The sequence below is a fragment of the Geodermatophilus sp. SYSU D00708 genome (assembly GCF_054050115.1).
Window position 1 is genome coordinate 55,653 of sequence record NZ_JBJGYS010000028.1, and the last position, 12,009, is coordinate 67,661.

Annotated in this window: 11 protein-coding genes; 7 read left to right on the top strand and 4 right to left on the bottom strand. The window is 68.0% G+C overall.

The genetic code is table 11. From position 1 onward, the window contains the following. Positions 1 to 18 precede the first annotated feature (18 nt). The 4 genes from ACI79D_RS20165 to ACI79D_RS20180 all read left to right on the top strand — a co-directional run bounded on the left by ACI79D_RS20165 (position 19) and on the right by ACI79D_RS20180 (position 6,506). Positions 19 to 2,268 carry a glycosyltransferase gene (locus ACI79D_RS20165; RefSeq protein ID WP_456920260.1) on the top strand — a complete coding sequence of 750 codons (2,250 nt, stop codon included), beginning with the start codon at positions 19 to 21 and terminating at the stop codon, positions 2,266 to 2,268. Between the two features lie 541 nt (positions 2,269 to 2,809). Continuing rightward, positions 2,810 to 4,195, top strand: coding sequence for a polysaccharide biosynthesis tyrosine autokinase (locus ACI79D_RS20170; RefSeq protein ID WP_456920261.1), 1,386 nt, complete (start codon positions 2,810 to 2,812; stop codon positions 4,193 to 4,195). 303 nt (positions 4,196 to 4,498) lie between these two features. Beyond that, positions 4,499 to 5,875, top strand: a complete 1,377-nt coding sequence (locus ACI79D_RS20175; RefSeq protein ID WP_456920262.1) for a sugar transferase — start codon at positions 4,499 to 4,501, stop codon at positions 5,873 to 5,875. Between the two features lie 16 nt (positions 5,876 to 5,891). Beyond that, complete coding sequence (locus ACI79D_RS20180) at positions 5,892 to 6,506, top strand: arsenate reductase/protein-tyrosine-phosphatase family protein (protein WP_456920263.1); 615 nt, start codon at positions 5,892 to 5,894, stop codon at positions 6,504 to 6,506. A gap of 6 nt (positions 6,507 to 6,512) precedes the next feature. Here the strand turns inward: ACI79D_RS20180 and ACI79D_RS20185 are convergent, their stop codons facing one another. Both ACI79D_RS20185 and ACI79D_RS20190 read right to left on the bottom strand, forming a co-directional pair. After that, on the bottom strand, positions 6,513 to 7,118 hold the full coding sequence (locus ACI79D_RS20185) for an arsenate reductase/protein-tyrosine-phosphatase family protein (protein ID WP_456920264.1): 606 nt from the start codon (positions 7,116 to 7,118) through the stop codon (positions 6,513 to 6,515). Between the two features lie 556 nt (positions 7,119 to 7,674). Further along, positions 7,675 to 8,667: a hypothetical protein gene (locus ACI79D_RS20190; RefSeq protein ID WP_456920265.1), complete on the bottom strand. Its 993-nt coding sequence runs from the start codon at positions 8,665 to 8,667 to the stop codon at positions 7,675 to 7,677. A gap of 254 nt (positions 8,668 to 8,921) precedes the next feature. Here ACI79D_RS20190 and ACI79D_RS20195 point away from each other — a divergent pair, with 254 nt between their 5' ends. After that, complete coding sequence (locus ACI79D_RS20195) at positions 8,922 to 9,092, top strand: hypothetical protein (RefSeq protein ID WP_456920266.1); 171 nt, start codon at positions 8,922 to 8,924, stop codon at positions 9,090 to 9,092. Positions 9,093 to 9,104: 12 nt separating this feature from the next. On the opposite strand, the gene ACI79D_RS20200 is transcribed toward ACI79D_RS20195, so the two are convergent. Both ACI79D_RS20200 and ACI79D_RS20205 read right to left on the bottom strand, forming a co-directional pair. After that, the gene (locus ACI79D_RS20200; RefSeq protein WP_456920272.1) at positions 9,105 to 10,064 is read right to left on the bottom strand and encodes an LCP family protein; all 960 of its coding nucleotides are present in this window, start codon (positions 10,062 to 10,064) and stop codon (positions 9,105 to 9,107) included. 220 nt (positions 10,065 to 10,284) lie between these two features. Continuing rightward, the gene (locus ACI79D_RS20205; RefSeq protein WP_456920267.1) at positions 10,285 to 10,545 is read right to left on the bottom strand and encodes a hypothetical protein; all 261 of its coding nucleotides are present in this window, start codon (positions 10,543 to 10,545) and stop codon (positions 10,285 to 10,287) included. Positions 10,546 to 10,756: 211 nt separating this feature from the next. Between ACI79D_RS20205 and ACI79D_RS20210 the strand changes: the two genes are divergently transcribed. Next, positions 10,757 to 10,936: a hypothetical protein gene (locus ACI79D_RS20210; RefSeq protein WP_456920268.1), complete on the top strand. Its 180-nt coding sequence runs from the start codon at positions 10,757 to 10,759 to the stop codon at positions 10,934 to 10,936. Between the two features lie 106 nt (positions 10,937 to 11,042). After that, positions 11,043 to 12,009, top strand: a 967-nt coding sequence (locus tag ACI79D_RS20215; RefSeq protein ID WP_456920269.1) for a UDP-glucose dehydrogenase family protein, incomplete at its 3' end; no start/stop codon positions are given.

Consider the following 12,009-nt stretch of genomic DNA (forward strand, 5'->3'; position numbering starts at 1 on the left):
CGAGACAGGGAAGGTCGAATGAGCAAGGTCTTCTATTGGTGTGCTGGGCAGGATGACAACATTGGAGACATAATCCTGCGTCGGAGAATGCTCCAGACGCTACAAAAACTTGGACCTTGCCATGTCTACGTCGGCAGCGCCAGTCATGGATTCATCGACGCGCTGGAGCTGCGGCGCTGCGATCGAGCCTACGCGAGCTTCGCCGGGTGGCTGGGGGCGATAAGTGCGCACGCACTCCGGCATCGCGCCTTCTTCGCGTTCAATCCAGGGGAGGTCGACTCCGATCCGATTCAAGGGCTGATGCACCTGGCGACCTGCCCCGTGTTGGCATTGGTCCGTCTTCGCGGGGGGACGGTCTTTCGTGCGGGTGTTGGGCTCCGCACGTGGAAGCCGGTCTGGGGCAATATGATTCGCCTGACGGCACGCCTGTCGACCGTGAACCTCTGGCGCGACGACTCGACCCGGGATGTTGTAGGCAGGGGCGGCGTCGCTCCCGATTGGGCCTTCGATTTAACTGAGACTACGCGGGCCGAAGGCAGGACGCGACGGCGTCTCACGGTGTCCATGCGGGGTGACGAAGCGGAGTTCTCGCCGCAGGCGCTTTCGGCGGTCCGTGCTCTAGCGGACTCGAACTCACTACAAGTAACTGTAGTATCTCAGGTGGTGAGGGATAACCCGAGTGCTGTTTCACTCGGGAAGTTGCTGGACGCCGAAGTGGTCACCTGGAGTGACCGCGACCACGCGGCCCAAGAGCGCCTCCTTCAGGAGATATATCGGGAGTCGCGTGTTGTCATCAGCGACCGGTTGCACGTGTTGCTATTGGGGGTGGCTTGTGGTGCCGTTCCCTTGGGCCTCATGGAGCATGACGATCGGAAGGTCCGGCGTACGCTGGAGGCCGCCGGCTTGCGGAATTGGAGCAAAGACGTCCGTGGCCTGAGCACGGCTGAGATGACTGCCTGGGCGTCGTCGAGGATGTCGGCGGAGTCTGAACTTGAGCGCGCCTATGAGGCCGCGCGCCACATGGTCCGGGACATAGACACGTCGATTCTTCGATCAGTGTCTCATGAGCGGTGGGACTACCTGGTAGGCGCCTTGCGCATATCGCTGGGACCGGACTCGACCACGTTCGGCCCCCGGACGCACATCCTGGGATTCCTTGAGGGACTCGAAGAGGTGGGCTGCCCAACGGACATCTTCCTCGCGTCCAAGGTGCGGGGCCTTGGTCGGTTCGCACGGATCCGGGAAAGCGACTACGCGACGGCCTCGCGTAGAAGGATCGTCGGGGGAGATGTAGTCCGACTGGCCGCAAGTGTCTGGTCGGGGAGCTGTCTGTTCCTGCAGCGCTTGATCCGCCCTAGGCCAGATGTCATCTACGAGCGGCTCGCGGTCATGCAGTCGTTGGCACACTTCCATCCGTGGCGTCGCAGGGCTGTCGTCGTGCTCGAATGCAATGGCATCATGTCTAGGGAGTCCGCGAAGGACCGGGGGGCCATCGCGGCAGTGAAGTGGGCGGAGCGCATAGAGCGGAAGGCGCTCCTTGACGCAGACTTGATTGTGGCCGTGAGTGACAATCTGCGTGCCGAGATCCTGGACTTCGTTGCTGTCCCGGAGGCATCGGTAGTGGTCGTCCCCAACGGCATCTCCAGCGACTTTCTGACCGTGGAGATTCCGGAATGCGTGGACAATTGGACGATTGGGTTCGTTGGGACCGTCGGGGAATATCAGCGTATTGATCGTCTGGTCCGAGCTACTGCTGGTGCCTTGCCGGAGATGCGGGCCGCAGCGGGCAAGCCCATCAAGGTCGAAATCATCGGTGAAGGCCCAGCGGTGGAGAGCCTGCGGGAGCTCGTGGAGATCTTGGACGTCTCCAGCGTTGTCTCATTCCTCGGTGCTCTACCTCGGGACGAGGTGGTGAAGCGAATCTCAAAGTGGGATGCAGGGTATGCTGGTCACGAGCGTACTTCAGGGAAATCCATGTATCACAGCCCGTTGAAACTGTATGAATATGCGGCATGTGGCCACGTGATCGTGGCAACGGAGTCGAACGATGCAACCGTGCTTGAGGGTATGGGTGTTCCGGTTTTCAGGTTTGCGGACGAGGCGGAGTTGGGGCGTGCTCTAGTCGGCGCATGCAGGAACCCTCGCCCGACTGGCGAGTCAGTATCTCGGGTACGAGGTGAGCTCCGTTCGCTTCATGGATGGCGGCAGAGGGTTGAACTGGTCCGCACGGCGATCGCTGATGCGAAGGGGGCGAAGGTGCGCAGCTGAGTGGGGGATCAGTCAGGGTCGCGTCGTCTCGAAACTCACTCAGAAGCATGTGTGTCCAGTGCTTGTTGGCCCGGGTAACGTCCAGGTCGGCCAGTCGGGGCGGTGGGAGTGGTCGGTCTGAATAGGCGGAGCCCGACATAGTTGTCGATCTTGGGATTGTGATCAGCCAGAGGCGCGCCGCGACGCGCCCCCCCAAGGGCGTGACCCTCCAATGAGGGGTAGAGGGAGGCCTTGTTTGGCAGCCCAGTGGCCGTGGCCATGTCGATCCTGATGGGTTATCGAGGGAGCGAACCGGTCAAGATCACGCTGGAGGCTCTTGCCTCCTCGGTGTGACTGGTTGGCGGGTCTACTGGTCAAGGTCTTTGCTGGGCTGAAGGATGTGGGTGCGCCTGCGGCTTGGCGACGGTTTTGGCGGTCGCCGACTCGGGGAGACTGCTGCCGGGTCGCCGCCCTCTTCGGGAGGAGGGGTGCCGCCATGCGGCGTCTTGGTATGCCCCTCAGTTACTGGCGTTAGTCGGCGTGCACGAGAGACGGGATTGTCGTGGAACTTCGAGAGGTCCTGGCCACGCTGCGCGCTGCCTGGTGGCTGCCCGTTGTTGGACTGGTCGTGGGTGGCGTTGGCGCGCTGGGCGTCACCCTTCTGCAGACTCCGCTCTACTCGTCCTCCACGCAGTTGTTCGTGTCCGCTCGGGACACGGCTTCTACGTCCGAAGCGTTCCAGGGCAGCCAGTTCTCTCAGCAGCGCGTGGCCTCCTACGCCCGACTCATCGCAGGGGAGGAGCTGGCCGGGCGAGTCATCGATCGGCTTGACCTTGACGAGTCGCCGGGCGAACTCAGTGAGCAGATCACTGCGACCGCGGTGGCAGACACCGTGCTCATCGACGTGAGGGTCTCTGCCCCCTCAGCGGAGCAGGCGCAACGCATCGCCAGCGCGGTGGGCGATGAGTTCACCGCTCTCGTCACCGAGTTGGAGACGCCGGACGATGGCGGCGTCTCTCCGGTCAAGGTGACCGTGACCGACCAGCCCGAGGTGGCAAGCTCGCCGAGCTCTCCGCGGACCGCCCGGAGCCTGGCCCTCGGCCTCTTCGCAGGTCTCCTTATCGGGGTTTGCCTCGCCATCCTCCGCGGCCGGCTAGACCGGACCGTCAAGGACCCCGACGAGGTGGTCGGCTTGACCGGCGCTCCGGTGATCGGGACCGTGCTGCGGGATGAGGCGCTCGAGAAGCGCCACACCATCGACCGGAACAGCGCCAACCGCACCGCCGAGGACTACCGCCAGCTGCGGACGAACTTGCAGTTTCTCAACGTTGACGAGCCGCCCAAGGTCATCATGGTGTCCAGCGCCATCCCGTCCGAGGGCAAGACCACCGCGGTGGTCAACCTCGGACTGGCCCTGGCCGACGCCGGCCGGCGGGTGACCATCGTCGAGGCTGACCTGCGCAAGCCCAAGGTCACCCGCTACCTCGGCCTGGTCGGTGGCGTGGGGCTCACCAACATCCTTGCCGGCACCGCGGATCTCGACGAGGTCATCCAGCGGTACGGGACGGGGGAGCTGTCGGTCATCGCGTCCGGCCCCACCCCGCCGAACCCGGGGGAACTACTCGCCTCCAGCCACATGTTCTCGCTGCTGGACAAGCTCCGGCCCGAGAACGACATTGTTCTCGTGGACGCGCCGCCGCTCCTGCCGGTGGCCGACTCCACGGGGCTAGCCGTCTACATGGACGGCGTCCTGCTCTCTGTCCGCTACGGCAGCACCCGCAAGGAGCAGCTCCAGCAGGCGGCCGCGACGCTGGAGCGGGTCGGCGCGAAGACGCTCGGCGTCATCCTCAACATCGTCCCGCCGAAGGCCGAGTTGGCCACGGCGTACGGCTACGGCTACGGCTACGGCTACGACCAGCCGGGGAGCGCCAAGCCCGCCGCCGGCTGAGCCAGATTGCGCCCGGGCAGCGCGTAAGGGCGAAAACGTGTCCCAGGCAACACTGTCTGTAAACGGAACGCTGCGGTACGTTCACTCTGCCGGTTGAACGCTAAGGTTCCCGGCTCACCGGCAGTTCTCACCGAGTCGCGGGGGTCTCGGTGTCTCCACGGGGGTCCTGAGATTTTCCTGCTCGACGGGCGTGACGAATCGGTTCGTCACTCTCTGCCTTCGATCCGTCGCTCTGCGTCCGGCTTCACCGCCCGCCTGCGGGGTGAGGGCACGCTCGCGCGCCGAGCCTGGCGCGGCGCCTACGTGCGCCGGATCGCCGCTGGTGACCTGCTCAGCGCTTCCGTCGCCGCGGCGGTCGGCTACGTGGGCCGCTTTGGCTCGACCGGGACCGCCGAGGCGCACGTCTCCCTGTGGGTGGCCCTCCTGCTGCCTCTGGTGTGGGTCGCGGCCATGCTCGTCGCCCGCAGCTACGAGGAACGCTTCCTCTGGGTCGGCGCAGACGAGTTCCGCCGCGTCTTCTTTGCGGCGGCCCTCCTGCTCTCCTCCGTGGGCACCGTCTCCTGGGCGTTCAAGCTGGAAGTCGCCCGTGGCTTCGTCGTCCTGGCGGTGCCGCTGGCCACCCTGCTGACGCTCGGGCAGCGATACGCGCAGCGGCAGTGGCTGCACCGGCAGCGCCAGCACGGGCGCTTCCAGCAGACCACGCTCCTCGTCGGCCACCGGGCCGGCGTCGAGGCGCTGCACGCACAGCTCGAGCAGGAGGCCTACCACGGCTACCGGGTGATCGGCTGCGCCCTGCCGGGTGGCCGGGACGTGGCTGCCCAGTTCGACGGACTGCCCGTGCTGGGGGACCTCGACGAGGTCGTGACGCTCGTCCGGGGCTTCGAGGTCGACACCGTCGCCGTCCTGCCCTCGCCCGAGCTCGACGGGCCCGCCCTGCGCCGGCTCGGCTGGGAGCTCGAGGACACCCGCGCCGAGTTGCTGCTCGCTCCCGCCGTCACCGAGGTGGCCGGCCCCCGGGTGCGCATCCGTCCGGTCGCCGGGCTGCCTCTGCTGCACATGGAGCGTCCGGAGCTGACCGGCGTCCGTCGGCTCAGCAAGGAGGCGTTCGACCGCACCAGCGCGGCGCTCGGCATCCTCTTCCTCGCCCCGGTGCTGCTGGGTATCGCCCTCGCGGTCAAGGTCACGAGCAGCGGACCGGTCTTCTTCCGACAGGAGCGCGTCGGCCGCGACGGCCGGACCTTCTCGATGCTCAAGTTCCGCAGCATGGTCGTGGGCGCCGATCGCATGGTCGACGACCTGGCCGCGGACAGCGACGGCAACGGTGTCCTGTTCAAGAAGAAGGTCGACCCGCGCGTCACCCGCGTCGGCAGGGTCATGCGGCGCTACTCCCTCGACGAGCTGCCGCAGCTGATCAACGTGCTGCGCGGCGACATGTCCCTGGTCGGTCCACGCCCGCCGCTGCAGCGCGAGGTCGAGCAGTACGGCTATGACATGCGTCGCCGGTTCCTGGTCAAGCCCGGGCTCACCGGCCTCTGGCAGGTCAGCGGCCGCTCGGACCTGTCGTGGGACGACTCGGTGCGCATCGACGTCCGCTACGTCGAGAACTGGTCGCTCACCTTCGACTTCATGATCCTGTGGAAGACGGCGGGAGCGGTCCTGCGCGGCTCGGGCGCGTACTGACGCGGACAATGTCCGCGTGCCCCGTCACTGGTCGCCCGAGCCGGTCTTCACCGTGCTCCTGGTCTGCACCGGCAACATCTGCCGGTCGGCGCTGGCCGAGCGCCTGGGGCGGGCCTACCTGGACGACGCGCTCGGGGAGGACGCCGGCACCGTCCAGCTGGTGAGCGCCGGCGTGCAGGCGGTCGTCGGCTCGGCCATGCACCCGGACAGTGCACTCGTGCTGCGCGGGCTCGGTGGCGAGCCGGAGGGCTTCGTGGCCCGTCAACTCCTCGACGACATGGCCATCGACGCCGACCTGACCCTCACCATGACGCGGCAGCACCGCCGCGACGTGCTGCGTGGCGCGCCGCGGGCCCTGGCGCGGACGTTCACCCTCCGCGAGGCGGCCGGCCTGGTGGAGCTGGTGGGGGAGGACGTCGACATCCCCGGCGAGGGGCATGCCCAGCGGGCGCGGAACCTGGTCAAGGAGCTGGCTGCTGCGCGCTCGCATCGGCAGAGCAGCGCGGACGACGACATCCGCGACCCGATCGGCCACCCTGCCGAGGTGCATGCGGAAGTCGGCGACGCGGTCGCCGCCGCCCTCGTCCCCGTCCTGGCGCGGATCGCCGCGCTGCGCCCGGTACGGACCTGAGTCCGCTCAGACCGCGACGGGCGCCGGCAGCCGGGTGCGCACGCTGGTGAACAGGACGTCGGCGAGCGGCCTGAGCGCTGACGCGATCACCTCGGCCACCTGGATGTGCACCGAGTCCCGCTGACCGATCGGGTCGGCGACGTCGTCGGCATCGCTGGTCGCGCGGCCGGCGCGGGCGGCGTCGAGCCGCAGCCCCAGCCGGCGGGCGCGGTCGGTGAGTGGCGACAGAGCTAGGCCGCAGAGGTCGGAGCGCTCCAGCAGGTCGGCAGCCTCGGTCAGCGTGAAGGTCTTGCGCAGCCCCTTGGGGGTCACCTCGAGCACCGCGCGGCGCTGCTCGCGCGTCATCGTGAACACCAGGTCGGCTGCCGCGGTCAGCTCGCTGGTGAGAACACGCGACCGGAAGTCCACGGGTGAGAACCCGAGCCCGCGCAGGGCGGCGGCGCTCTGGTTGTCCATCTCCTGGTTTGGGGTCGCGGCCAGGCCGGCGCTGCCGATGTGCACGTCGGAGGCCTCCGGGCTGTGGGCGAGCTTCTCCTGCGTCCAGGAGGTGGCGAGTTGCTCGGCGAGCGGCGAGCGGCACACGTTGCCCGTGCAGACGAAGAGGATGCGCACGCGATGACGCTAGGGCGGTCCGGATCGGATGGACCCGGTTCGGCGGGCTCTCTCACCCGCGGTGGGGAGGCTTCGGGTGGGCACATGAGCGAGCGGGCGCGTGTCCGGGATGACGCGCGCTGAGTACTGTCGGCGTGCTCGCTCAGCGTGGCGGGCGGCTGCCCCACCTTGGTGGCCGACGGGTTCGACGTGCCGGCGGATCGACCGCACGGGCGGCTGCCCGCAACGAGGCGCTGGTGTTTTCGCGGCCGATCGCGAGGAAGTCCTCCCCGAGGCGCAGAGGATGGTCTGCCCTGGGAACAGTTCCACATAGAAATGGCCTGGCAGGCTTTGCGCCGGTCGCGCCACCCGAGTTCCCGGCAAGGAGTGGCGGCCAGAGTCGCCTGGCCCGTACACCCCAGGCAGACGTCGCCAGGCGAGGTGGTGACCCCCAGACCCACCCTCCATCTCGCTCCCGCCGATGATTCCGGTAGTAGTTGGTCCGGTCCGCGCCCGAAGGTGTCGATTGGGGGCACGGGGGCTGGATCGATGATCATGGGACCTCAGGACCGGCGGGTCAGGCGGGGACCGGCTCTAAGGAGTCCGCCCAAACGTTTCCCGTCTTCGAGATATTGCCGGCCGGGACGTCACCGTCAGAGTAAATGCCAAGACGGTGGCCGCGGCCGAACCGGTTGTGTTCGATTGTGATTCTCTCCGGGGTGCCGTGAGGCCCTGGGTGTACGTGGATGGTGTAGCCGCCGCCGTTGAGGTAGCTCTGCCGGATCGTCCACCCGTCGATCGAGTCAGCGCCAGGGCTGATGAACACCGCTGAGGTAGCGTTGTCGGCCCCGACTCCGTAGTTGTCCAGCCAGCACTGCTCCACGAGTCCACCGCCTCGCACCATCTGCATGGCATCGGTGTGCGGGTCGGTCTCCTGGGAGTTGTCCCCGTTGTACGGGCGTCCCGCCTTTGCTTCATCCCACCGCCAGAGATTGTGGACATAGACGTGTCGATAGGTGCTGTCGACCATTAGTCGGATCGCGTCGAAGCCAACTCGGTGGATCTCCACGCGCTCGACGGTGACGGCCCTGGCGTAAGAATCCCCGCCGATGCCGATGCTGTTCTTCTCTCCTTGCCCGTCGATCTCGGCGTCGACGATTGAGATGTTGTGACGGTCACCGACGATGCGGACAAGTTCACGGGACCCGTCGCCACGCAGTAAGAAGTCCCGAAGTGTAACGTTGTCAACGGTGATCCGAATGGTGCCGTGAACTATCCGACCAACCAAAGCGTCGGCGGCAACCTGTGAATCAACGACCTGCTCGCCGGTGAGCGGAGTGGAATTCAGGGCGACAGTCGGTCCCGAGTGCTCCCGAAACCAGTCCTCCAACGTAACAATCGACCCGCTGTTCCAGGCTTCACGCCAGGTGTCGGGGCGCCGCTCAAGGAGCATTTGAGCTGCTATCAGCACTCCAACTGCCGTCAGCAGCACAACGACGGCGGCGATGAGAGACCGACTCTTGCTCGCGGCGGAAGAACGGGAGGCTGCCTTCGGAGATGTCTTTGCCACCGATGCCAGGGTAATAGCCTCCGGAGGCCTGAGCCGGGTGGTCCGGAGCTCACCAAGGGGCGGGATCAGAGGAGGATAGGCGCCGTGTTCGGCGGGTGACTCGCCCAGGCTAGTACGTGGCCGAGCGAATAGTTGCGGTCAGCCGTGTGCCGTGACAGCGGCCATGGCCCGGCCGACGACAACAAGTCCGGCTTCTGTTCAAATGGCTGCTCCGGGACTGAGCGGTCCTGACGCAACTCGGACGGGGGCAGCTGGTGGCGTCGAGCGTCATGCCGGAGAGCGACAGGGTCGACGTGGCGCTGGCCGCGACGGTTGACCTGGTGAATGAACCGACGGTGGCCGCGGTCTCGGCGTCTGGCCCCATCCGACCACGCCGCGCGTTCCACCGCTACGACGTCTGCGAGACCGATGTTCCGCTCAACTGAACGCGCGACGCCTCAGCGGGGGACGTCCGGCAGGGCCTCGTCGCTGAACTCGGCGGTGTTCTGCCCCAGCGAGTCGCTCTGCAGGTAGCTCCACATCCGCTCGCAGGCCACGTCGTCCAGGTAGACGACGCTCGCCGCGCCCTCCGTGCCGGTGCGGAGCACGGGCGCGGTGAAGAACTCGACGCTGTCGGGGTTGAGCCCGCGCAGCGAGTAGGCCAGCGAGAGCATGTCGCCGTTGCCCAGCTGGTCGTCCACCGAGACGGCGCTCGTGACGGCGAGGAGCGCGGAATCCATGCGCCCCGGGTCGGTGAACGTGTCGGAGCTGAACAGCTTGCCGAACATCGCCTGCAGGTACTGCTGCTGCCGGCGTACGCGGTCGAAGTCGCCGCCGGGCAGGCCGTAGCGCTGGCCGAGGTACCAGCGGGCCTGGTCCCCGTCGAGGTGGTTGACGCCGGCCGGGAAGGTGTACGGCCCGTTGCTGGTGGTCTCCGCGACGACGACGTCCACCCCGCCCAGGTCGTCGGTGACCTGGACGATCCCCTGGAAGTCGATGGCCACGTAGTGGTCGATCCGGACGGCGGTGAGCTGCTCGACCGTCTGGATGAGCAGCGTCGGCCCGCCGAACGCGTACGCCGCGTTGATCTTGTTCTTGCCGCGGCCGGGGATGTCCACCCACGAGTCGCGCGGGATGGAGATGACCTGCGCGTGCGCACGGTCGGCGGAGAAGCGGGCGATCATGATCGCGTCGGAGCGGCCGCCGTCGGCCACGCCCTCGTCCGTCGTCTCCCGGGTGTCGGAGCCGACCAGCAGGAAAGTGACCGGCTCGTCGCCGGCCTCCTGGGCGGGCGTCGCCGGCGCCGGGCGCGCCTCCTCGTCGAGGTCGGCGAAGACGTCGGAGACGCGGTCGATGTTGCCCGCGTACCGCTCGGTGAGGAACCACAGGCCGCCGCCGATGACCAGCGCGAGCACCACGCCCAAGACGCCGAGAGTGATCAGCACCGTGCGGAGACGTCGACGGCGACGCGGCGCCGTCCCGGCGTGCTCCTCCGGCGTACGCAGATCAGTGCTCACAGGGCCCCCGTCGACTGGCACTCATCCGAATGTACGGACGAAGTTCCTCAGGCGATCGGCGTCGCCACCCTCTGGGGTGAGGTGTCAGGAGGCCGTGCCGGACGGGCGCCGGGACGGTGGGTCAGGGTTCGCGGTTGGACGGCGTCCGGTGCGTGGCGCCGACGCAGCGCGAGACGGCCGGGGGAGCGCCGCGGGCCCGCCGTCGCCGGAGAGGGCAGGGGTCGGCCGAGCGAGGTGTCCGGACCGGTTGCCCGGTGTGGACGGACGGGGCGAGGTCGAGCTCCTGACGGTCGGCCAGGCGGATCGACCGGCCGATCACCAGGGCGCCGAGCACGCCGAGCACCAGCCAGCCGCCGAGCACCACCCACAGCACCAACGGCATGGACCCCTCCCCGTGGGCTCCGGGAACGCCTCGTCGAACACAGCAGGAGGGAGGCCCGGCCCCTCAGTGCCACCCTGCGGTCGTCACTACACCGGAGGCGAGCGCCTTGTGGAGCCCCCCAATGCACGGGGTGGGCGACACGCTGTGACGTGCGTGACGGACCGGTACTCACCCATTCCCCTGGGTGAGGCTGCACGGCACACTGCACACCGTGATCGCGCTGCTCCCGCCGACCCGCCCGCGGACCCGATCGGGTGAGTGGCGCCCGGCGCCGATTCCCCAGAGCCCGGTCCGCTGCCGGTGGCACCGGTTCCGCTGGGCCGGCGAGGACGCGTTCAGCGGCGCCAGCCTCTACGCGTGCCGCTGCGGCGCCGTCCGCCCCGCTCCCTGACGCTGACACCCACCCGTCCTGGTGAACCGCGATGGCTGAGGCCCTCCGCGGCCCCGTACGGTTCGGTGTCAGCTGACACGTTGTCCGTTGTCACGGGTGGGGGCTCATGAAGATCTCGGTCGTCGGTTGCGGCTACCTCGGCGCGGTGCACGCCGCGTCGATGGCGGAGTTGGGTCACGAGGTCGTCGGCATCGACGTCGACGAGCCGAAGATCGCGGCGCTGCGTGAGGCGCGGGCGCCGTTCTACGAGCCGGGGTTCGAGGAGCTGCTGCAGAAGACGCTGGCCACCGGCCGGCTGCGGTTCAGCACCGACATCGCCGAGGCCGCGGGCAGTGCGGTGCACTTCGTCTGCGTGGGGACGCCGCAGAAGCGCGGGGAGTACGCCGCGGACCTGCGCTACGTCGAGGCGGCGGCCGAGTCGCTGGTCGACGTCCTGGCCGACGGCGAGCTCGTCGTCGGCAAGTCCACCGTGCCGGTCGGCACCGCGGCCCGCCTCGCGGAACTGGTGGCGAGCAAGGTGCCCGGTGCGTTGCTGGCGTGGAATCCGGAGTTCCTGCGGGAGGGGTTCGCCGTGCAGGACACCCTGCACCCCGACCGGCTGGTCTACGGGCTGCCCGACGGGGCCGACGGCGCGGTCGCCGAGCGGATGCTGGATGAGGTGTACGCGGCGATCGTGGCGCGGGGCACGCCGAAGGTGACCACCGACTACGCGACCGCGGAGATGGTGAAGACCGCGGCCAACAGCTTCCTGGCCACCAAGATCAGTTTCATCAACGCGATGGCCGAGCTGTGCGAGGCCACCGGGGCGGATGTGAAGCTGCTGGCCGACGCGATCGGTTACGACGACCGGATCGGGCGGAAGTTCCTCAACGCCGGGCTGGGTTTCGGCGGGGGCTGTCTGCCCAAGGACATCCGGGCGTTCATGGCCCGCGCCGGGGAGCTGGGTGCCGATCAGGCGCTGACGTTCCTGCGCGAGGTGGACAACATCAACATGCGCCGCCGGATCCGGATGGTGGAGCTGGCCCGGGAGGTCTGCGACGGATCGCTGCTGGGCAAGCGGGTGGCGGTGCTGG